Origin of the sequence: Mesorhizobium sp. M4B.F.Ca.ET.203.01.1.1, from assembly GCF_004791025.1 — a bacterium.
Lineage (GTDB): Bacteria > Pseudomonadota > Alphaproteobacteria > Rhizobiales > Rhizobiaceae > Mesorhizobium > Mesorhizobium abyssinicae.
Genome location: NZ_SRUO01000006.1, coordinates 204,908 through 225,318 on the forward strand (window position 1 = coordinate 204,908; position 20,411 = coordinate 225,318).

The window sequence follows — 20,411 nt, forward strand, 5'->3', positions numbered from 1 at the left end:
GGCAGCGCCGAACAGGCGTTCCATCGCCGCGATTCAAAGAGGGTGCATGTTTGGAACGACATGCATCGGGAGGGGGGACGCATGGATTTCTCAGCGGTGAACTGGCTGGCGGTGGTCGTTGCCGCCGTGGTGGCGTGGCTGTTCGGCGCTGCCTGGTACACGACGCTCAGCAAGCCGTGGCTCAAGGCGGCCAAGCTCGATCCGGCGACGATGAAACGATCGCCGCTGCCTTTCATCATCTCCTTCATCGCCGAGCTGGTCATGGCATTAGTGCTGAGCCTCGTCGTCGGCGCGATGACCGGCGGCGAGCCGAGCCTCATCGCCGGGCTGATCTTCGCCTTCGTGCTCTGGCTGGGCTTCGTCGCCACCACGCTGTCGGTCAACCACCGCTACGAAGGCTTCGGCTGGGACCTGACGCTGATCGACGCCGGCCACTGGCTGGGCGTGCTGCTCCTCATCGGCGCGGTGATCGGGTGGTTCGGCGCGCCGGCCGGCTAGGGCGCCATCATGTCGGCGTCTTCGCCGCTTCCTCGATAAGCCATTCGCGAAAGGCGGCGACGCGCGCGTCGTCCTTCACGGCTTCCGGATAAACCAGGAAATAGGCGAACTCCGGCGCCACCCTGATGCCGAGCTCGAAGGGTCGCACCAGACGCCCTTGCGAAAGGTCGTTGGCGACCATGGCGAAGTCGGCCAGCGCCACCGCATTGCCGTCGAGCGCCGCCTGCGTGGCATCGGTCGAGGATCCGAAGACAAGCGTGCGGCTATCGTCGAAATCGTCGACGCCGGCCGCGTGCATCCACATGCTCCAGTTCGGCCACGTCACGCCCTGGCGCGACCAGTCGATATGCGCGAGCGTGTGGCGAAAGAGGTCGCGCGGCTCGTTGAGCGGCGGGCCGGACGCCAGCAGCGCCGGGCTGCACACCGGGATGATGATGTTGTCGAACAGGCGATGCGCGGCAAGCCCGGGATACTTGCCGGTGCCGAAGCGAATGCCGATATCGACATCGTCGCGCTCGAAGTCCCTGACATCGTAGGTGATGTCGAAACGCAGCTCGATGCCCGGCTTCTGCTGGCGGAAATCGTCCACGCGACGCATCAGCCACTTTGTCGCGAACTGGGCGTCGAGCGTCACCTTCAGCAGCGCCGTGCCGCGCGTCATCTTGCGGGCCCGCGACACCGCCCGGTTGAGCAGGTCGAGCGCGTCGATCGACGCCTCGAACAGGACGTTTCCGGCCTCCGTCAGCCGGATGGTGCGGCTGGTGCGGGTGAACAGCGCAAGGTCGAGCTGGTCCTCGATCTCCTTGATCTGGTGGCTGACCGCCGCCGGCGTCAGGCCGAGCTCGTCGGCGGCGCGGGTGAAATTGAGGTGCCTGGCCGCCGCTTCGAACGTCCTCAGCGCACGCGTTCCGGGCAGCAGGCGGGCCATTCGATCTCCAAATAAAACTTGATGATCAGACAAGAACTACTCGTTTCCTGTTTATTTTTCAATCCGGCATGATTGCAGCATCGAAACACTATCAAACCGGATTTGACATCCGGAGAAACCGGATAGAGCCATGACCGAGATCGTTCTGAAGTCCCACACCGCCCTCAATTCCCGCTCCGGCATCGCAGTCTGGCTGCGCGCCACCCTCGATTGGCTGCGCCAGGCGCGGGTCGCTGCCCAGCTTCCCCACGAATCCATCGAGGATCTCTCCGACGAGCTGTTGCGTGACATCGGCGCCGAGCGCCGGGACGTGGCAAAGGCTGTGGACCGGCAGATCCGCGAAATCGGGCTGCTCGGCACCGGCTGGCAGAAGTGAGGCAGTGGGCGGTAGGGATTAGGCAGATAGGGGAAGAGAGCATTTCTTTCTACTGCCTACTGCCTACTGCCTACTGCCTACTGCCTACTGCCTACTCCCTCACCTCACCACCCTCACCACCGTCCGATCCGACAGCAGCGGCAGCAGCCGCGCCATGGTGCGCGCCGTCACCGCCACGCAGCCTTGGGTCGGCGTGAAGCCGGGCCGCGCCAGATGGAAGAAGATGGCGCTGCCGCGGCCGCGCCGGCGCGGCGCGATGTTCCAGTCCATCACAAGGCAGGCATCGTAGAGCCTGTCGGCGCGCCGCATGTGCTCATGGCTGGCGCCATAGGGGATCTTCACCGGGCGATTGTAGTTGCGGTCGTCCGGCACCTCGCACCAGCCGAGGTCGGGTCCGATCGGGACCATCGCCAGCCGCGTCCGGCGGCCGCCGGAAAAATGATCGTCGCGGAAATAGCCCGACAACAGGCGCATGGCGCCTAGCGGCGTCGCGCCGTCGCCTTCACGCTTGTTCGCCGAAATGCCGCCGCGTCCCAGGGCGCAGGCAAACACCAGGCTGCCGGCCTGCAGCAGGCCCTGGCTGGGATGGCCGGGTCTGGCGCGCACGCTGAGCACGGTGAGGCCTTTTGGCAAAATTGCGCCGTCTGCATTGCATGGGCGTTTTTTCTTGTATGATCGTGTCACGGAACAAATCACTGTGATCGGCTGTTGTGCCGGTCAGCTTCAGCATAAATGGGGGACGGTCAACTGAATATTCTTTTTAAAACAACGGATTGATCCATGACCTCACGCACCATACTGATCGTCGACGACGATGACGACCTGCGCGGCACGCTCGTCGAGCAACTGGCCCTCTACGAAGAGTTCGACGTCCAGCAGGAAGCGACGGCGGCAAAAGGCGTCGCCGCGGCGCGCGGCGGCCTCGTCGACCTCCTGATCATGGATGTCGGCCTGCCCGACATGGATGGGCGCGAGGCGGTGAAGATCCTGCGCAAGGGCGGCTACAAGGCGCCGATCATCATGCTGACCGGACACGACACCGATTCCGACACCATTCTCGGTCTCGAGGCCGGCGCCAACGACTATGTGACCAAGCCGTTCCGCTTCGCCGTGCTGCTTGCCCGCATCCGCGCGCAACTGCGCCAGCATGAGCAGAGCGAGGACGCCACCTTCTCGGTCGGCCCCTATACCTTCAAGCCAAGCCAGAAGCTGCTGATCGACCAGCGCGGCGCCAAGGTGCGGCTGACCGAAAAGGAGGCTTCGATCATCAAGTACCTCTATCGCGCCGAACAGAAGGTGGTGACGCGCGACGTGCTTCTGGAAGAAGTCTGGGGCTACAATTCAGGCGTCACCACGCACACGCTGGAAACCCATGTCTACCGGCTGCGCCAGAAGATCGAGCGCGATCCTTCCAATGCCGAAATTCTTGTGACAGAAAGCGGCGGCTACAAGCTGGTTCCTTAAACTTTTCATGATCCGATGAGCGGTCAGGGCGGGACCGCTTCGGAAGCGATCCTGGTGCTGGAGGGTGGTTGGATCGGCTCCGAAGCGCATCGGCCAAAAATCGGAATCGATTTTTGGCGAGCACGATGCGTAGACTCAAGGATGTTGGAGCGTCCTTGCGCGTTCTGGAGGACGCGGCGCTCCAAGGGAGGGACTGGACTGACCGCTCGGGGACATAGCTAGATGGCGCTGGATGACGACATCCGCATCCTGTCCGCCGTGACGCTCTTCGAGGGCTTCACGCAGGAGCAGTTGCGCCTGCTCGCCTTCGGCGCCGAAACCACCCTGCTGCAGGCGGACCACAAGCTCTACCGCGAGGATGACGTGGCTGACTCCGCCTATATCGTGGTCAGCGGCCGCATCGTCCTCTATCGCGAGCAGAGCGGCGAGCGCATCCCGATCGGCACGGCTGGTCCGGGCACCATGCTGAGCGAGCTGGCGCTGATTGCCGATACCAACCGGCTGACCAGCGCATCGGCCGCGGTCGATTCGGAGGTGATCCGGCTCAGTCGCAAGATGTTCCGCCGCATCCTGGAAGAATATCCGGAGATTGCGGTGCTGTTGCACGAGCGCATCCTCGAGGAATTCCAGCAGATGATCAGCCGCATCGAAAAGCTCGGCCCGCGGTTCACCGAGTAAGCCAACAGCGCCGGCGTTGATCGCCTGGACCCGAGAGGCGAGGTTCCGTTGACAGGCAAAAGGCGAAATCCTACAGGACCTGTAGGGCGGGCCGCGTCGGCACCGCCACCACCAAGCTCCTGGGGGGAGCGAGGCATGCTGCCAGCGCGGTACGAGACGATTATCTTGTATTCACGCAAGGATGCGTTCGGCGACGGCTTGCTTAGAATCCCGGCCTTGCGGGCCGCGAGAACGGCATTTCCCGACAGTTTGCTCGTATACGGAAGCACCGAGACATCCACTCTCGCGGATGCTCTCAACGGCCATGTCCGCCACCTGGTCGACGCGATTAGTGTAGAGACGCCGCTGGCGCATCTGGTCGCCGGCCACCGCAAGGCCCAGCAGCGAGTGGCCGTTGTCGATTTCCGTATCGTGGCGCCTTGGCTGGTTCAAACCTGGGCGTCGCTGATCGGCCGCGGCATCGTCTATGAAGCAAACTTTCCGGCTTTCGCCCTTTCCTTGCCCCCCCGCCATAGACCCGAGGCACGACCCGAGCACAATGCATGGCGCTACCACCGCCTTGTCGAACGTCTTGCCGGGAAGCGGCTGCCTTTCGATCATCGCCTGGAGCCGACGCCGGCCGCGCGTGCGGCGGCCAGGAGCCTGGCGGGCGGCAGCCAGGCGCCATTGATCATTGTCGCGGCCCATGGCGATGGCAACAAGCGAATGACAGCGGATCAGGTCGTCGCGATATCCGACGCCATGATCAGCGATGGCGCCAACCTTATCTATGTGAAAACGCCAGGTGTCGGCCCCGATAGTGCCGAACTGGTTCGACGAGTGCCGAAATTGCAGCTTGTCGATTCCGGCACCGCGCCGGATATCGCCGTCAGCGACATCCTGCTCGCGCTCGGGGAGCTTGCCGATCTTTACATTGGCGCCGAGGGCGGTACTGCGCATCTGATGGCCACGGTGATGACGCCGATGGTCATGGTCAACAGCGGTGCCAACATGGCGCGCTGGAGGCCGCTTTCGAACAGTGTGGACATGGTCGAGGCACGCCAGGCAAGTCCAACCGGCCTGGTCGCCAATGTCCCGCCGCCGAAGATCATCGAGGCTGCCCGCCGGATGTTGGCGACGCGCCGTCGCGATCATCCCAGTCTGCTGGCTCATGTCGACACGACGGAATATCTGTCCGCCCAACGGCTCGACGCGCCTCGCGTTTACCCGTCCGCCGGCGGCCTTTAGTCCAGGTCGAACCTGGCAATCACCGGCACATGGTCCGACGGCCGCTCCCAGCCGCGCGCCGGGCGCAGGATCTCATAACCGGTGAAGTGGTCCACCAGGTTCGGCGACGACCACACATGGTCGAGCCGCCGGCCGCGGTCCGACGCTTCCCAGTCCTGCGCGCGGTAGCTCCACCAGGTGTAAAGTTTCTGCTCGGCAGGCACGTTGAGCCGCATCAGGTCGACCCAGTCGCCGGCGCGCCGCATCGCTTCGAAGCTCTCGGTCTCCACCGGCGTGTGGCTGACCACCTTGAGCAGCTGCTTGTGCGACCAGACATCGTGCTCCAGCGGCGCGATGTTGAGATCACCGACCAGGACCGAGCCGGACAGCGCGTCATGCTCGGCCCGCACGCCGTTCATCTCGGCGACGAAGTCGAGCTTGTGCCTGAACTTGCGGTTGATCTCCGGGTCGGGCTCGTCGCCGCCGGCCGGCACATAGAAATTGTGCAGCAGGATCGACTTGCCGCCGGCGCTTACCCTGACCGACAGGTGCCGGCTGTCGTCGATCTCGCAGAAGCGGCGCTTCTCGACCAGCTCGATCGGCCGCCGCGCCACCGTGGCCACCCCGTGATAGCCCTTCTGGCCGTGGAAGGCGATGTGCTCGTAGCCGAGCTTGCGGAAGGCCTTTTCGGGAAACAGCTCGTCCGGGACCTTCGTCTCCTGCAGGCAGAGCACGTCCGGCGCATGCTCCACGAGCAGGCGCTCGACGATCGGCATGCGCAGGCGTACCGAGTTGATGTTCCAGGTGGCGATGGAAAAGGGCATGCGGCGGGTCCGGCAAGAGGTCGCCGAACTACTGCCAGCCGCCAGCCATAAAAACAAGCCGGCGACAACCACCGAGGCTGGCGCCGCCGCTCGCAAGAGCACTAAGACGAAGGAAGTTATCTTGTCTTGGTATTCAACTCGCGGTTCGCCGTATAGTCGATGGCGAACGTATCGGGCGCGAAGCTGACGCCTTCCTTGACGTTGAAGATCATCACCGTCGTGTCCTTGCCCTGCGCGTCGGTGATGGTCCACTGGCGCAGTTCATAGGATTTCGGATCGAACATCATGGTGATCCTGGCATTGCCGAACACCGATTTGTCGGAGAGCTGGATCGTGGTCAGGTCGTCCTCTTCCTTGACGCTTTTCACCCGTCCGCCCGAGAGATCGATCCGGTCGTCGAGCAGAAGCTTCAGCGGCGTCTTCGACAGCGGGTAGAGGTCGGAGGTGTTGAGCTTCTTGTTGAGGATGACCACCGACTTGCCGTCGGAGATGACCCGGAAATTCGACGATCCGTCATAGTTGAAACGGATCTTGCCCGGCCGTTCGAGGAAGAACTTGCCGCCGGTCTGTTCGCCCTTCGGCCCGAACTGCACAAACTCGCCGCTCATCGATTTGACCGACGAGAAGTGGTCGGCGATCTTCTGCGCCGCCGGCGGAATCGCCGCCTGCGCCGACGCCAGAAGCTGGAACCCAGGTATGACATTGACGCTTGCCGCGCCGGCGAGCACGAGGCCGAGGCCAAGCACTTGGCGGCGATTCGGGGCGAAAGGTGCGTTTTTCATGCCGGTCACTCTCTGATTCGATGGTGTCGCAGTCTCTGGGCCCCCAGTTAGGCTTAAGTTTGGCGCTTCCAGTGACGCTCCGTCGCTTCAACGCGCCGAAAGGTTCAAGGTTGCCGGTACCGGGTCGATGGGCGCCGGAACCCTAGAACTTGTCGTCCTCGGTCGGCACCAGTATCTCGCGTTTTCCCGCGTGATTGGCCGGACCGACAATGCCTTCCTTCTCCATCTTCTCGATGATCGAGGCGGCGCGGTTATAGCCGATGCCGAGCCGCCGCTGGATGTAGCTGGTCGAGGCCTTGCCGTCGCGCAGCACCACTGCCACCGCCTGGTCGTAGGGGTCGTCGGAATCGTCGAAATTGCCGCCGCCACCGCCGCCTGAACCGCCCTTGCCGGACGCCTCCTCCTCGTCCTCGTCGTCATCCTCGGTGATGGCGTCGAGATATTCCGGCACGCCCTGCAGCTTAAGATGCGCAACGACGCGCTCGACCTCGTCGTCGGAGACAAACGGTCCGTGCACGCGCTGGATGCGGCCGCCGCCGGCCATGTAGAGCATGTCGCCCATGCCGAGCAGCTGTTCGGCGCCCTGTTCGCCAAGGATGGTGCGGCTGTCGATCTTCGACGTCACCTGGAAGGAGATGCGAGTCGGGAAATTGGCCTTGATCGTGCCGGTGATGACGTCGACCGAGGGGCGCTGCGTGGCCATGATGACGTGGATGCCGGCGGCGCGCGCCATCTGCGCCAGGCGCTGCACCGCGCCTTCGATGTCCTTGCCAGCAACCATCATCAGGTCGGCCATCTCGTCGATGATGACGACGATGTAGGGCATCGGCTCGAGATCGAGATCCTCGGTCTCGTAGATCGCCTCGCCGGTCTGGCGGTCGAAGCCGGTCTGCACGGTGCGCGAGATCTTCTCGCCCTTCTTCTCGGCTTGCTGGACGCGCGCGTTGAAGCCGTCGATGTTGCGCACGCCGACCTTCGACATCTTGCGGTAGCGGTCCTCCATCTCGCGCACGGTCCATTTCAGCGCCACCACCGCCTTCTTCGGATCGGTGACGACCGGCGTCAGAAGGTGCGGGATGCCGTCATAGACGGAGAGTTCGAGCATCTTCGGGTCGATCATGATCAGCCGGCACTCCTGCGGCGTCAGCCGGTAGAGCAGCGACAGGATCATGGTGTTGATGGCGACCGACTTGCCCGAGCCGGTGGTGCCGGCGACCAGCACGTGCGGCATTTTGGCGATGTCGACGATGACCGCCTCGCCATTGATGGTCTTGCCAAGCGCCAGCGCCAGCTTCGCCTTGGTGGTCTCGAAATCGCGGCTCGCCATGATCTCCCTGAGATAGACCGTCTCGCGCTTGGCGTTGGGCAGCTCGATGCCGATGGCGTTGCGCCCGGGCACCACCGCGACGCGGCAGGCGATCGCGCTCATCGAGCGCGCGATGTCGTCGGACAGGCCTATGACGCGCGACGACTTGATGCCGGGCGCCGGCTCGAGTTCATACAGCGTGACGACCGGCCCCGGCCGCACATGGATGATCTCGCCCTTGACGCCGAAATCCTCGAGCACGCCCTCGAGCAGCCGCGCATTCTGCTCCAGCGCGTCCTTGGAGAGGCTGGCGTCGCGCACGACGTTCTTCGGCTCCGACAGGAAATGCAGCGACGGCATCTCGAACATGTCCGAGCCGATCAGCGAGGTCTGCGCCTCGCGCTGGACACGCGCGCCCGGCACCGGGCGCGCCGCCGGCGCCTCGACGCGGGTGGCGGCATCGGAGCGGAAATTCTGCACCTTCGGCGCGGCGCGGCGCGGGGCCCGCGCCTCGTCGGCGAAATCCATGTCCTCGTCCTCGTCATTGTCGAAGACGTCGTCATCGTCGGGATCGACCGAGACGCTGCGGTCGTTGACCATGGCGGCGAAGAATTCAGGCTCGACGCGGGCGCGGCCGCCCGGACTCATCCGCGACTCGGCGAATTCGGCCGATTCGACACGCTCGGCGGCACGACGCCAGGCGCTGGCGCGCGGCTCCATCTCCGGCTCGTACTCGTCGCGCTCCTGCTGGCGGCGCGCGGCGCGGCGATGCATCCAGGCCCTGAACGACAACCACCAATGGGTGATCGCGCCGAGCGCCAGTATGCCTTCGTCGCCCTCGTCCTCATCCTCGTCGAAGAGCAAGTTGTCCTGCTCGCGCGGGTCGGGCTCGGCGGCGCGCTCCATGACGGCAAAGCCGTTCTTGCGGGCGAGCAGCGCCGAGCCATAGGCGAACAGCCAGAGCGCCGGCGCAGCAAGGATAACCGCGATAATGCTGGCAAAGAGACCTTTGGGATATCCGCCGACAGCGATCCCGGGAATCTTCAGCACCATGTCGCCGAACACGCCACCGAGGCCGGTCGGCAGTGGCCAGGTCTTGGGCGGCGTCACGCAGCCGGCGATCGCGGCCGCCAGCAGCGCGAAGCCGAACCAGGCGAGCCCGCGTTTCGGCAGCCGGTCGACGCCGCGCGCCGAAAACAGCAGGAAACCCCAGATCACTGCCGGCACCAGGGCCGCGACGGCGGCAAGCCCGAAGAACTGCATGGCGAGGTCTGAGAACACCGCACCGGCATAGCCCATCGCGTTGGTGACGATGTTGTCGGTGGCATGCGAGAAGCTCGGATCGGCGACGTTCCAGGTGGCGAGACTGGCGACGCCGAAGGCGACGAGCACGAACAGGCCGGCGCCGACCAGCCGGCCGAGCTGGCGCCGCGCGAATGCCTGGATGCCGTGCCCCGTATCGGTCAGCGCGAGCGGTGCTGAAGCCCCTGAACGCATGCCTCTTCCCCGTCTGTAGGTGCCTGGCCGGACGCATGACGCAGGCCGGCAGATTCGGATGACAGACTATCGGTGGGAAGGTTAAGGGCGCATTAACTATAAGAAGTTGAGACGACTCCGGCGCTTTACCGGCGGTTGAATTGCGACTCCCGGTCTCGCGGCCCTTCGGCAGTCTGGCCCGCGGATTCAAAAAAGCCTCGCGAGCGGAGCCAGCGAGGCCTTTCGTTGAGGAGAGCGAAAGTGGGATTTCACCTTCCATGATCCCCGGGGGTTTGGATCGGGCAAAGACTAGCCGATGAACGGAGCCGAACTCAATCACTCTGAATCACATTCGCTTGATGCTCCCGCAAGACTCGACGGGTCGTTCGCTATGGATGCAGCGCGCGGGGATTGAAGCCGGCTTTATCGGTCGGGCGACAATGGCGGGCCGTTCGGCCCGCCATTGCTCATTGGGATGGCGAGTCGACGGGCCCGTCCGGGCCTATCTCTTTCGCAATCACTTGTGACCGGCATACATCATCAGGTTGGCGCAGAATTCGGCGTGAGGCTTGCTCATCGCCGCGTCCTGGCACTCCTTCATCATCATGTCCTGCTTGTCCTTGGCCATCGCAGCCCAGGCCGCCTTGAAATCGGCCTCCGGCTTCATGGTCTTCATGCCGGCATCGGTGAAGAACGGCGCCATGTTGTCCGGTTCGTCGAGAGCACCGGCCAATGCGGCGCCGCTGACCATGGAGAGAGCAAGTGCCCCGAGGAAGATGGTCTTGATGTTCATCGGTTGGTTCCTTCCCTGATGTTTAACGAGCGCCAGAACGGCGGTCGCTACCCCCAGTACGGAGCCGGAAGGCCCTATGTTTCTTCCCGCTGGCACATCACGCGACCGTGATCGCGTCAAAAACGATTCCTCTCTTGCCTCTCCGAGGCGCACGATTCTCCAAAAAAGGAGGCCCGGAAGATGTTTCCGGGCCTCAATGCGTGAGCACCTTTCGGAGCGTCACGACGGGATTCTTCTGAAGCGCCGGCGGGAGGATGCCGGCGCCGGATGTCGATAGCCTTACGGCACCACTTCGCCGTGCTGGCTGATGTCGAGGCCTTCGATCTCTTCCTGGGTGCTCGGACGCAGGCCGACCAGCGCCTTGACGATGTAGAGGATCACGAAGGTCGCGATCGCCGTCCACAGGATGGTGAAGACGATACCGTAGATCTGGGTGCCGACCGAGGCGCCCTTGCCGAGCGCGTTGATCTCCGGATCGGCCAGCGCGCCGGTGAGCAGCGCGCCGACGATGCCGCCGACGCCGTGCACGCCGAAGGCATCGAGCGAGTCGTCATAGCCGAGCATGTGCTTCACCTTGACCGCCGAGATGTAGCAGACGACGCCGGCGACGATGCCGATGATGAAGGCGCCGGTCGGATTGACGAAACCGGAAGCCGGCGTCACCGCGACGAGGCCGGCGACGGCGCCCGAGATGATGCCGAGCACGCTGGGCTTCTTGGCGATGATCCATTCGGCGAACATCCAGGCGAGCGCCGCAGCCGCGGTGGCGACCTGGGTGTTCAGCATCGCCGCGCCGGCGAGGCCGTCGGCAGCCAGTTCCGAACCGGCGTTGAAGCCGAACCAGCCGACCCACAGCAGCGAAGCGCCGATGACCGAGTAGACGAGGTTGTGCGGCGCCATGTTGGCGGTGCCGTAGCCCTCGCGCTTGCCGAGCACCAACGCGCAGACGAGACCCGCGACACCGGCGTTGATGTGGACGACCGTGCCGCCAGCGAAGTCGAGAACGCCTGCCGTGCCAAGGAAGCCGCCGCCCCACACCCAGTGCGCGATCGGCGCATAGACGAACACCAGCCACAGGCCCATGAAAATGAGCAGCGCCGAGAATTTCATGCGTTCGGCGAAGGCGCCGGCGATCAGCGCCGGGGTGATGATGGCGAAGGTCAGCTGGAACATCGAGAAGACGAATTCAGGGATGTTCGCCACGCCGGGCAGCCACAGTGTCGAGGTGGTGATGCCGTGGTGGAAGAACTTGGAGAAGCCGCCGACATAGGCGTTCGTGCTGCCGCCGTCGGAGAAGGCCAGCGAGTAGCCGAACATGAACCACAGCACCGTCACCAGGCAGGTGATGGCGAAGCTCTGCATGATGGTGGCGAGCACGTTCTTCTTGCGCACCATGCCGCCGTAGAACAGCGCCAGGCCCGGAATGGTCATCATCAGCACCAGCGCCGTCGAGGTCAGCATCCAGGCGGTGTTGCCGGTATCGAGCACCGGCGTCGGCGCAGCTGCCGGCGCTGCGGCGGCGGCTGCCGGAGCCGCTTCCTGCGCGAAGGCGGCAACCGTGCCCAGGGCTGTCAGGGCGAGCGCGCCGAGCGCGGCCGCGCGCCCCGTCGTCTTCAAGGTGGAAGGAATATTCATTGAACTCTCCGTTGGAATGGGTGATCGCCGCTCAGAGCGCGTCGGTGTCTGTTTCGCCGGTGCGGATGCGCACCGCCTGGTCGATGCCGAAGACGAAGATCTTGCCATCGCCGATCTGACCGGTCTTGGCTGCCGACGTGATGGCTTCGACGGCCTTGTCGACCGTGTCGGCACCGACCGCGACCTCGATCTTGATCTTGGGCAGGAAGCTGACCGCGTATTCCGCGCCGCGATAGATTTCCGTATGTCCCTTCTGACGCCCGTAGCCTTTGACTTCGGTGACGGTCAGGCCCTGGATGCCGACTGCGGTGAGCGCTTCGCGCACCTCATCGAGCTTGAACGGCTTGATGATTGCCATCACGATTTTCATAAGGTTTCACCCTTTGCTGTTGCGGTCCCCCGCGTTTGCACACCTTCACCGATCCCAATGAGAGCCGGTAAGTGCCCACAAGGATTCAAGCTCCGTGCCAATTGCCGAAGCAGCCCGTTAACCTGTTGCAAACAAAGAGATTGGAGAGGCCGGCGACGTCAGCTGTCGAGCGGCGCGGCAAGACAGATGATTAAAAAATAGGCAAATTTTCAAAAATGCCCATTCGGCAGGCTTGAACCGGAAGCCGGCTATTGCTCAACGTTTCAGCCGGATCAGCCCTTCCTGGGCGACCGAGGCGATCAGCGTGCCGTCGCGGGCAAACAGCGAGCCGCGCGTGAAGCCGCGCGAGCCTTGCGTGGAGGGGCTGTCCTGCGTGTAGAGGATCCAGTCGTCGAGCGCGTGGCTGCGATGGAACCACATGGCGTGGTCGAGGCTCGCCGCCTGGATGTCGCGGTCGAAAATGGCGCGGCCATGCGCGAAAGTCGAGGTGTCGAGCAGCGTCATGTCGGAAAGATAGGCGAGCACCGCGGCCTGGCTTGCGCGATCGGCCGGCACCGGGCCGGTGGTGCGGATCCAGATGTTCTGCTTCGGCTCCAGCTTTTCCCGGCTGGTATAGTGCTTCAGCATCACCGGCTTCATCTCGATCGGCCGGTCGCGCTCCCAGTAGCGCTTGATGCCGTCGGGGACCGCCTCGCCGAACTTGCCGAGCAGTTCGCGCTGGCTCAGCAGATTGTCAGGCGCCGGCACGTCCTGCGGCATCGGCACCTGGTGCTCGAGGCCGATCTCGTCCTGCTGGAAGGAGGCCTCCAGCGAGAAGATCGCCTGGCCGTGCTGGATCGCCACGACGCGGCGGGTGGTGAAGGAGCCGCCGTCGCGGATGCGGTCGACCTCGTAGATGATCGGCACCTTGGTGTCGCCCGGCCGCATGAAATAGCCATGCAGCGAGTGCACGTGGCGCTCGGGCTCGACCGTGCGCTGGGCGGCGACCAGCGCCTGCGCGATGGTCTGGCCGCCGAAGACGCGCTGCCAGTCGAGCTTGGGGCTGCGACCACGGTACAGATTGTGTTCGAGCTGCTCGAGGTCGAGAATGTCGAGAAGCTCGTCCATGGCCGCCGTCATGTTTCGCGCTCCAGCCGCAAAAGATGTTATGGCGGTTTCGGACAGGAAGGGCGGGCAGTCAAGGCCAGGCGCTCCAGAGCCGCGAAAGGAACTTGCCAATGGTTGACCGTAAGGCAGATGCGGGATCGAGGGCCTCGCTCGACGTGCTCGTCGCCGGCGCCGGCTATGTCGGCCTGGCCAGCGCGGTTTCGCTGAAACAGGCGCGTCCAAGCCTCGCCGTCGCCGTCGTCGATGCCGCGCCCGCCGGCGTCTGGCAAAAGGATGGCCGCGCCTCGGCGATTGCCGCCGCTGCCTGCCGCATGCTGGAGCAGCTCGGCGTCTGGAGCGAGATCGCGCCGCAGGCGCAGGCGATCACCGAGATGATCATCACCGATTCGCGCGCCGCCGATCCGGTGCGGCCGGTATTCCTGACCTTCGACGGCGAAGTGGCGCCTGGCGAGCCCTTTGCCCATATGGTCGCCAACCGGGACCTGAACGGCGCGTTGCGCCGGCGCGCCGAAAAACTCGGCATCGACATCATCGAGGGCCTCGCCGTCAGCGCCTTCGAGACCGACGGCGCCGGCATCACCGTGCATCTGGCCGACGGGGCGACGCTGAAGGCGCGGCTGCTGATCGCCGCCGACGGCGTCAACTCGAAGCTGCGCGAGATGGCCGGCATCAAGACGGTGAAGTGGGAATATGGCCAATCCGGCATCGTCTGCACGGTGGCGCATGAGCGGCCGCACAATGGCCGCGCCGAAGAGCATTTCCTGCCCGCCGGCCCCTTCGCCACGCTGCCGCTGAAGCCCGACAAGGACGGCCGCAACCGCTCCTCGATCGTCTGGGTCGAACGCTCGGAGGATGCGCAAAAGCTGGTCGAGGGCGACGACCTCGTTTTCGAGCACGAGCTGGAGCTGCGTTTCAGCCTCAAGCTCGGCGAGATCCACGTCGCCGACAAGCCGCGCGCCTGGCCGCTCGGGCTGACCCTTGCCCGCGCCTTCGTCGCATCCCGCATCGCGCTTGCCGGCGACGCCGCCCACGGCATCCATCCGATTGCCGGCCAGGGCCTCAACCTCGGCTTCAAGGATGTGGCGGCACTGGCCGAGGTGGTGGTCGAGGCCGACCGGCTCGGCCAGGATATCGGCGCGCTCGACGTGCTCGAGCGCTACCAGCAATGGCGCCGCTTCGACACCGTCCAGATGGGCGTCACCACCGACGTGCTGAACCGGCTGTTCTCCAACGACGTCGGCCCGCTGCGTGCGGCACGCGACATCGGCCTCGGCCTCGTCGAGCGCATGCCGAAGCTGAAGGACTTCTTCATCCGCCAGGCCTCGGGCCTGTCCGGCGACACGCCGAGGCTGTTGAAGGGCGAGGCGATCTGAAGCGAACCGCGCTGTGTCTTTGTCTTGGCCCATGCCCTTGCCCAAGCGGCTGCACACCATGGCGGAATGCATTGCTGGTGCCAAATGGCGTCGATCGCCGGCGCTCCTTTCCAGCGCGCGTCTGACACCGGCCGGCTACATATGATATCCTTGGTCGATCCATCCTCGACCGAAGCAGGGGCGCTTCATTGGACGACTGGAGAATCGGAAATATCCGGGTAACCAGAATTCTGGAGATGTGCGACCCACTGCGGACGCCGTCGGAATGGTTCCCCGACTGCACCGACGAAGCACTCGAACCGCATCTTCATTGGCTCACGCCTCGATCGATATCGCCGGCAACCGGGCGGATTATTCTTCCCATCCAGAGTTTTCTGGTTCGTACCGGGCGCCACACCATCCTGGTCGACGGTTGCGTTGGCAACGACAAGACAATCGCGGATTTCCCGCATTGGCACCGCCGCAATGACGGCACGTTCTTGCAGCGGTTGGCGAATGCAGGTGTCGCTCCCGAGCAGATCGACTTTGTGCTGTGCACCCATCTTCATGTCGATCATTGCGGCTGGAACACTCGATTGGTGGACGGTCGCTGGATACCGACATTCCCCAACGCCCGCTACATCATGGCGCGGCGTGAGTTCGAGGCCGCACAGGCGGCCTCTGGCGATGCCACACGGACCTATGAGGACAATGTGCTGCCAATCGTCGAGGCTGGTCGGGCGGTGTTTGTCGACATGGACCATGAACTCGACAAGGAAGTGCGGCTGGAGCCGACGCCCGGCCACACCCTGGGACACGTTGCCATCGGACTGAGATCTCTCGGCATAGGGGCGGTGTTCTCCGGCGATCTCATGCACTGGCCGATGCAGTGCATATACCCCGACTGGAACTTTCGGTACGACGCAGACCCCGACCAGGCGCGCCGGACGCGCTGGGCATTCCTGGAGGCTTGCTCGGAAAGCGGACGCATCGTCATGACATCGCATTTTCCCTTGCCGTCGGTGGGAACCATCTCGCGACGCCACTCATCGTTCTGGTTCGAGGAGCATTTGCCGCGGTGACGACAAGGAACGGCCGGCCAGCTGGCGTCAATTGACCTCGAAGCCGAGCTTCTGCCGCAGCCGCAAAATTCGCTGGTCCGGTATCTTCAGGCTCTGCTCGCCGCCCTTTGCGACACGATTGAGCATCTGCAGCAGATCTTCCCGCTCGTGCGGGTCGAGGCGCTCGCGCAGGAACGGCGCCAGCTTGTCGATGACGATCGTGGTGTCATCAATCTGCGCCGCTGCCCACTTGGCGTAGACGACGGCCTCGTCGGTCTTCTTCTGGCCATCCGAAATCCCCGAAATCACTTCGCGGATGACGGCTTCGCGCTGCGGCAGGATGGGGCCCTGTTCCGACACGATGGCGGTGATCAGCGTCGCCGCCGCCACCACCGGATTGTCGATCGCCGTCAGCGGCGACAGCGCAGCCTGCTTGCGCAGCTTCTTGCGGCGGATGTTGCCCTGAACGCGGCCGACGACGTCGGCGACCTCGCGCGCGGCCTCGTTCATGGCCTTCATCCGGTACCACCAGAACGCGGCCGCTCCCAACACGCCAAGGATAGCAAGCAGGAAAGGCATGTCGAAATCCCCCCGGAAAACTCCGGCGACAATAAGAGAACTGCGCCGTTGCTTCAACACGCAAGAATTGCGACCGGTGCAGAGGGAGAGGTATTCCCTGCAAGCATCCGCACACCGATCGAATGTCCTGGCTTTCGGTCGCTCACCCGCAAGGCAAACGATGCAGCCTCTTGCGGACGACGCCGCAGTTTGGTTGACGCGCGCTGCAAGAAATTTCACATAATGATATTTCGTGCAATGCCATTGACACGCAACAAATCCCGCAATATTCAATGTTGCCAGAGATTTCATGTGCTGAAATTTCTTGCAGAGCTGACACGACGAGGCTTTCATCGTCGGGGAACCCGGAGGAGAGAATGAACAGGATTGGGCTGGCGGGCGCATTGAGCGCCGCCGTGATGACGCTGACCTTGGCGATGCCAGGCGCCGCGTCGGCAGAGAGCAAGTTTCAGTGCAAGCCGGACGAGACCTATGTGATGAACGTCATGGTCTCCGCGCATCCCTATTGGGTGCCGGTCTATCAGGGCTTCAAGCAGGCGGCCCAGGCGATGGGCTGCAAGACCGTGTTTTCGGGCACGCCTGACTACGACATCGCCAAGCAGATCGCCTCATTCGAACAGGATCTGATCAAGAAGCCGGCCGGCGTGCTGCTGCACCCGATGCAGGCCGATCCGTTCATCGAGCCGATCAACCGCGCCGTCGAGAACGGCACCACCGTCGTCACCTTCGCCGCCGACTCGCCGAAATCCAAGCGCGTGTCCTACATCACCTCGGACAATCTGGCGGAAGCCAAATTCGCCGCCGAGGAGATCGTCAAGCAGGTCGGCGACGACGCCGAATATGGCGTGCTGGAGAATCCGGGGCAGAGCAACCACGACCTGCGCGTCACCGCCTTCATCGACTATCTCGCTAAGAACTATCCGAGGATGAAGCTGGTCGGCCGCCAGGCCTCCAACCAGGACGCCAATGTCGCCAACAAGGCGGTGGCCTCGATGCTGCAGGCCAATCCGAACCTGAAGGCGCTGTGGATTCCCGAAGCCGGCTCGGCCGAGGGCGCGGTCGCCGCCGTCCTCGAGGCCAAGGCCAAGGTGCTGATCATGCATGCCGACATCACCCCGGCGACGCTGGAGCAGATCAAGGCCGGCAACATCCACATGGCGCTGAGCCCCAACCAGGGCATGCAGGGCTATCTCGGCTTCGTCGCCACCTTCATGGCGGCGCATCCGGAACTGATCGACCCGTTCAACGACTACAAGACGTCGGGCTACAACCCGATGAGCATCCCCTTCGCCGATAACGGCTTCGCCGTCATTACCAAGGAGAACGCCGACTCGTTCGACCTGAACAAATACATGCAAGGCCGCGATCCAAGCTGATCCGTCCCGCGGGCAGCCGCGCCGACCGGCGCGGTTGCCTCAACCATTCCTGAGCAGGCGAGAATCTCAGTGGAAACCCCGGTCCTCCTCAAAATATCCGGCCTCAGCAAATCGTTCGGCCCTGTCCGTGCCTTGCGCGATGTCGGATTCGAGCTGCGCGCCGGTGAAATCCACGCCATTGCCGGCGAGAACGGCGCCGGCAAGTCGACGCTGATGAAGGTGATCGACGGCATCTTGGCGCCGGACAGCGGCGACATCCAGGTCGATGGCCGCTCTGTCTCCATCCCTTCGCCGCTGGCGGCGCAGAAGCTTGGCATCGGCTTTGTGCACCAGGAGATCGCGCTGTGCCCCGATATCTCGGTGGCCGAGAACATCTTCATGTCGCTCACCAACGCCAGCAAGGCGCTGCTGATGAACTACCGCGACCTCGAGAAGCGCGCGACGGCGATCCTGGCGCGGCTTGGCAACATCGATCCGGCCGCGACGGTACGCAACCTGTCCATTTCCCAGCAGCAACTGGTCGAGATCGCCAAGGCGCTGACGCTCGATTGCCGCATCCTCATCTTCGACGAACCGACGGCGGCGCTGACCGAGCGCGAGGCGCAAAAGCTGTTCGAGATCATTCACCAGCTTGCCGGCGAAGGCATCGGCATCATCTACATCTCGCACCGCATGGCCGAGATCTTCGACAATTGCGACCGCGTCACGGTGCTGCGCGACGGCCGCTACATCACCACGCTCGAGATTGCAGAGACGACTCCCGAACAAGTAGTCGCCTCCATGGTCGGCCGCGTCATCGACAGCCTCTACCCCGAGAAGCTGCGCGACGACGAAAGGTCCGAAGACATACTGCTCGAGATTGCCGGTCTCTGCGAGGCGACTGCCTTCCGCGATATCAGCTTTCAATTGCGCAAGGGCGAGATCCTGGGCATTGGCGGCCTGATCGGCGCCGGCCGCAGCGAGATCGTCAAGGGCATCTGCCGGCTCGAAGGCGAGGTGACCGGCGATGTCATCCTGCGCGGCAAGCGCCTGTCGCTGACCCATTACGGCGACAGCATCGCCGCGGGCATCGTCTACCTGTCAGAGGACCGCAAGGGTGACGGGCTGTTCCTCGACATGTCGATCGCCGCCAACATCTCCGCGCTCGCGGTCGACAGGATCGCCACGCGCTCCGGCCTCATCAACGAGCGGCGCGAGAAGCAGCGAGCGGAAGCGATCGGCAAGCAGCTGTCGCTGAAATGCGGCCATGTCGGTCAGCCGGTTTCGACGCTGTCGGGCGGCAACCAGCAGAAGGTGGCGATCGCCAAGATGCTGTCGGTCGACCCGAAGGTGATCTTCCTCGACGAACCGACGCGCGGCGTCGACGTCGGCGCCAAGGCCGAAATTCATCGCATCCTGCGCAGGCTGGCGCGCGATGGCGTCGGCATCGTGGTCATCTCCTCCGAGCTGCCGGAACTGATCGGTATCTGCGACCGGGTGCTGATCGTGCGCGAGGGACGCATCACCGGCGAAGTCGCGGGGGCTGAGATGACGGAAGAAAACATCATGGTCCTGGCATCGCTTGCCGATGAAGGCCGGCAACGGAGCGCGGCATGAGCATCGTGGGGGACAGTATGGATAGCACGACGCAAGCTGCCCGGATGGGGCTCGGCGCAAGGTTCGGCGGCCTGATCAGGATGCGTGAGACCGGCCTGATCCTCATCATCGCCGTGCTGTTTGGCGTCATGTCGTTCGCATCGCCCTATTTCCTGACCTGGGACAATATGCGGGCGATGGCGATGGCCTTCGCCGTGGAAGGCATCGTCGTGGTCGGCATGACGATCCTGCTGATTTCCGGCGGCATCGACCTGTCGGTCGGTTCGGTCACCGCGCTCGCCATGGTGGTCGCCGGCCTGCTTTTCCTCAACGGGATGGACCCTTGGCTGGCGTCGCTGGTCGCGATAGCGGCGTGCGCTGCCATCGGCGCCTTCATGGGATTCTTCGTCACCAGAGTGGGGCTGCACCATTTCATCGTCTCGCTGGCGGTGATGGTGATTGCACGCGGGCTCTGCCTGCTCGGCACCGGCGGCCGCCCGCTGGGGCTCTACACTCTGCCGCCTGAGTTCAAGTTCATCGGCCAGGGCGCGGTCGGCGGCATTCCGGTCGTCATCATCATCTTCATCGTCTTTGTCATCCTGTCCGACTTCATGCTGCGCCGCACGACGATGTTCCGCAAAGTCTTCTACACCGGCAGCAACGAGAAGGCGGCGGCCTACTCCGGCATCCGCACCAGGAAAGTCGTGTTCCTGACCACGACGCTGTGCTCGACATTGTGCGGCTTTGCCGGCGTCATCTACATGGCCCGCTTCGGCTCGGCCCAGCCGACATTCGGCGCCGGCATGGAGCTGAACGTCATCGCCGCCGCGGTGATCGGCGGCGCCAGCCTGACCGGCGGCATCGGCACCATTCTCGGCGCCATCCTCGGCACCGTCCTTTTGTCCGTCGTTTCAAGCTCGCTCGCCCTGCTCGACGTGTCCGTCTATTGGCAGGACATCATCCGCGGGTCCATTCTGCTGACGGCGGTCACCGCCGATTATTACTTCAACAAGCGGCGGGGCTGA

General features: G+C 64.0%; 20 protein-coding genes. 10 read left to right on the forward strand and 10 right to left on the reverse strand.

Annotation, left to right across the window (positions count from 1 at the left end; all coding sequences use genetic code 11):
* The first annotated feature begins 81 nt into the window (after window positions 1–81).
* A complete protein-coding gene (locus tag EN846_RS15995; RefSeq protein WP_127391880.1) occupies window positions 82–498 on the forward strand; it encodes a DUF1761 domain-containing protein in 417 nt (138 codons plus the stop codon).
* A 7-nt stretch (window positions 499–505) separates the two neighbouring features.
* Here the strand turns inward: EN846_RS15995 and gcvA are convergent, their stop codons facing one another.
* On the reverse strand, window positions 506–1,426 hold the full coding sequence (gcvA, locus tag EN846_RS16000) for a transcriptional regulator GcvA (protein WP_127391879.1): 921 nt from the start codon (window positions 1,424–1,426) through the stop codon (window positions 506–508).
* Window positions 1,427–1,556: 130 nt separating this feature from the next.
* Between gcvA and EN846_RS16005 the strand changes: the two genes are divergently transcribed.
* Window positions 1,557–1,802: a hypothetical protein gene (locus EN846_RS16005; protein WP_127283499.1), complete on the forward strand. Its 246-nt coding sequence runs from the start codon at window positions 1,557–1,559 to the stop codon at window positions 1,800–1,802.
* Window positions 1,803–1,901: 99 nt separating this feature from the next.
* On the opposite strand, the gene EN846_RS16015 is transcribed toward EN846_RS16005, so the two are convergent.
* A complete protein-coding gene (locus EN846_RS16015; RefSeq protein WP_187331387.1) occupies window positions 1,902–2,438 on the reverse strand; it encodes a L,D-transpeptidase in 537 nt (178 codons plus the stop codon).
* 144 nt (window positions 2,439–2,582) lie between these two features.
* On the opposite strand from EN846_RS16015, the gene EN846_RS16020 reads away from it, so the two are divergent.
* The 3 genes from EN846_RS16020 (at window position 2,583) to EN846_RS16030 (ending at window position 5,171) form a co-directional block, all read left to right on the forward strand.
* Window positions 2,583–3,266 carry a response regulator transcription factor gene (locus EN846_RS16020; protein WP_126057506.1) on the forward strand — a complete coding sequence of 228 codons (684 nt, stop codon included), beginning with the start codon at window positions 2,583–2,585 and terminating at the stop codon, window positions 3,264–3,266.
* Window positions 3,267–3,488: 222 nt separating this feature from the next.
* A complete protein-coding gene (locus tag EN846_RS16025; protein WP_127283497.1) occupies window positions 3,489–3,944 on the forward strand; it encodes a Crp/Fnr family transcriptional regulator in 456 nt (151 codons plus the stop codon).
* 135 nt (window positions 3,945–4,079) lie between these two features.
* Window positions 4,080–5,171: a glycosyltransferase family 9 protein gene (locus tag EN846_RS16030; protein WP_127391877.1), complete on the forward strand. Its 1,092-nt coding sequence runs from the start codon at window positions 4,080–4,082 to the stop codon at window positions 5,169–5,171.
* Here the strand turns inward: EN846_RS16030 and EN846_RS16035 are convergent.
* From EN846_RS16035 to tesB, 7 genes are all read right to left on the reverse strand, one after another.
* Window positions 5,168–5,974 carry an exodeoxyribonuclease III gene (locus EN846_RS16035; RefSeq protein ID WP_127309645.1) on the reverse strand — a complete coding sequence of 269 codons (807 nt, stop codon included), beginning with the start codon at window positions 5,972–5,974 and terminating at the stop codon, window positions 5,168–5,170. The genes EN846_RS16030 and EN846_RS16035 overlap by 4 nt on opposite strands.
* 116 nt (window positions 5,975–6,090) lie before the next feature.
* On the reverse strand, window positions 6,091–6,756 hold the full coding sequence (locus EN846_RS16040; protein ID WP_127283494.1) for an outer membrane lipoprotein carrier protein LolA: 666 nt from the start codon (window positions 6,754–6,756) through the stop codon (window positions 6,091–6,093).
* 142 nt (window positions 6,757–6,898) lie between these two features.
* Window positions 6,899–9,559: a DNA translocase FtsK gene (locus EN846_RS16045; RefSeq protein ID WP_127391876.1), complete on the reverse strand. Its 2,661-nt coding sequence runs from the start codon at window positions 9,557–9,559 to the stop codon at window positions 6,899–6,901.
* Window positions 9,560–10,055: 496 nt separating this feature from the next.
* Window positions 10,056–10,331, reverse strand: coding sequence for a hypothetical protein (locus EN846_RS16050; RefSeq protein WP_127283492.1), 276 nt, complete (start codon window positions 10,329–10,331; stop codon window positions 10,056–10,058).
* A 279-nt stretch (window positions 10,332–10,610) separates the two neighbouring features.
* Window positions 10,611–11,966 carry an ammonium transporter gene (locus tag EN846_RS16055; protein WP_127283491.1) on the reverse strand — a complete coding sequence of 452 codons (1,356 nt, stop codon included), beginning with the start codon at window positions 11,964–11,966 and terminating at the stop codon, window positions 10,611–10,613.
* 31 nt (window positions 11,967–11,997) lie between these two features.
* The gene (locus EN846_RS16060; RefSeq protein ID WP_127283490.1) at window positions 11,998–12,336 is read right to left on the reverse strand and encodes a P-II family nitrogen regulator; all 339 of its coding nucleotides are present in this window, start codon (window positions 12,334–12,336) and stop codon (window positions 11,998–12,000) included.
* A 255-nt stretch (window positions 12,337–12,591) separates the two neighbouring features.
* Complete coding sequence (gene tesB, locus EN846_RS16065; protein WP_127309649.1) at window positions 12,592–13,455, reverse strand: acyl-CoA thioesterase II; 864 nt, start codon at window positions 13,453–13,455, stop codon at window positions 12,592–12,594.
* Window positions 13,456–13,553: 98 nt separating this feature from the next.
* On the opposite strand from tesB, the gene EN846_RS16070 reads away from it, so the two are divergent.
* Together EN846_RS16070 and EN846_RS16075 are read left to right on the forward strand one after the other, a co-directional pair.
* Window positions 13,554–14,816, forward strand: coding sequence for a ubiquinone biosynthesis hydroxylase (locus EN846_RS16070; protein ID WP_128345964.1), 1,263 nt, complete (start codon window positions 13,554–13,556; stop codon window positions 14,814–14,816).
* Window positions 14,817–15,004: 188 nt separating this feature from the next.
* Window positions 15,005–15,877: an MBL fold metallo-hydrolase gene (locus tag EN846_RS16075; RefSeq protein WP_127392934.1), complete on the forward strand. Its 873-nt coding sequence runs from the start codon at window positions 15,005–15,007 to the stop codon at window positions 15,875–15,877.
* A gap of 27 nt (window positions 15,878–15,904) precedes the next feature.
* Here EN846_RS16075 and EN846_RS35875 read toward each other — a convergent pair whose 3' ends face one another.
* Complete coding sequence (locus tag EN846_RS35875; RefSeq protein ID WP_245509050.1) at window positions 15,905–16,726, reverse strand: hypothetical protein; 822 nt, start codon at window positions 16,724–16,726, stop codon at window positions 15,905–15,907.
* A 65-nt stretch (window positions 16,727–16,791) separates the two neighbouring features.
* Between EN846_RS35875 and EN846_RS16085 the strand changes: the two genes are divergently transcribed.
* The 3 genes from EN846_RS16085 (at window position 16,792) to EN846_RS16095 (ending at window position 20,411) form a co-directional block, all read left to right on the forward strand.
* Window positions 16,792–17,811 carry a substrate-binding domain-containing protein gene (locus EN846_RS16085; protein ID WP_127392935.1) on the forward strand — a complete coding sequence of 340 codons (1,020 nt, stop codon included), beginning with the start codon at window positions 16,792–16,794 and terminating at the stop codon, window positions 17,809–17,811.
* Window positions 17,812–17,880: 69 nt separating this feature from the next.
* The gene (locus EN846_RS16090; protein ID WP_127392936.1) at window positions 17,881–19,407 is read left to right on the forward strand and encodes a sugar ABC transporter ATP-binding protein; all 1,527 of its coding nucleotides are present in this window, start codon (window positions 17,881–17,883) and stop codon (window positions 19,405–19,407) included.
* A 44-nt stretch (window positions 19,408–19,451) separates the two neighbouring features.
* Complete coding sequence (locus EN846_RS16095) at window positions 19,452–20,411, forward strand: ABC transporter permease (protein WP_245509051.1); 960 nt, start codon at window positions 19,452–19,454, stop codon at window positions 20,409–20,411.

Bases quoted from the DNA above. Each gene is read 5' to 3' on its own strand.
- EN846_RS16030 (WP_127391877.1), top strand. From the start codon at position 4,080: ATGCTGCCAGCGCGGTACGAGACGATTATCTTGTATTCACGCAAGGAT.
- EN846_RS16050 (WP_127283492.1), bottom strand. From the start codon at position 10,331: ATGAACATCAAGACCATCTTCCTCGGGGCACTTGCTCTCTCCATGGTC.
- EN846_RS16085 (WP_127392935.1), top strand. From the start codon at position 16,792: ATGAACAGGATTGGGCTGGCGGGCGCATTGAGCGCCGCCGTGATGACG.
- tesB (WP_127309649.1), bottom strand. From the start codon at position 13,455: ATGACGGCGGCCATGGACGAGCTTCTCGACATTCTCGACCTCGAGCAG.
- EN846_RS16005 (WP_127283499.1), top strand. From the start codon at position 1,557: ATGACCGAGATCGTTCTGAAGTCCCACACCGCCCTCAATTCCCGCTCC.
- EN846_RS16040 (WP_127283494.1), bottom strand. From the start codon at position 6,756: ATGAAAAACGCACCTTTCGCCCCGAATCGCCGCCAAGTGCTTGGCCTC.
- EN846_RS16070 (WP_128345964.1), top strand. From the start codon at position 13,554: ATGGTTGACCGTAAGGCAGATGCGGGATCGAGGGCCTCGCTCGACGTG.
- EN846_RS16060 (WP_127283490.1), bottom strand. From the start codon at position 12,336: ATGAAAATCGTGATGGCAATCATCAAGCCGTTCAAGCTCGATGAGGTG.
- gcvA (WP_127391879.1), bottom strand. From the start codon at position 1,426: ATGGCCCGCCTGCTGCCCGGAACGCGTGCGCTGAGGACGTTCGAAGCG.
- EN846_RS16095 (WP_245509051.1), top strand. From the start codon at position 19,452: ATGGGGCTCGGCGCAAGGTTCGGCGGCCTGATCAGGATGCGTGAGACC.
- EN846_RS16020 (WP_126057506.1), top strand. From the start codon at position 2,583: ATGACCTCACGCACCATACTGATCGTCGACGACGATGACGACCTGCGC.
- EN846_RS16025 (WP_127283497.1), top strand. From the start codon at position 3,489: ATGGCGCTGGATGACGACATCCGCATCCTGTCCGCCGTGACGCTCTTC.
- EN846_RS16045 (WP_127391876.1), bottom strand. From the start codon at position 9,559: ATGCGTTCAGGGGCTTCAGCACCGCTCGCGCTGACCGATACGGGGCAC.
- EN846_RS16035 (WP_127309645.1), bottom strand. From the start codon at position 5,974: ATGCCCTTTTCCATCGCCACCTGGAACATCAACTCGGTACGCCTGCGC.
- EN846_RS35875 (WP_245509050.1), bottom strand. From the start codon at position 16,726: ATGAAATCTCTGGCAACATTGAATATTGCGGGATTTGTTGCGTGTCAA.
- EN846_RS15995 (WP_127391880.1), top strand. From the start codon at position 82: ATGGATTTCTCAGCGGTGAACTGGCTGGCGGTGGTCGTTGCCGCCGTG.
- EN846_RS16055 (WP_127283491.1), bottom strand. From the start codon at position 11,966: ATGAATATTCCTTCCACCTTGAAGACGACGGGGCGCGCGGCCGCGCTC.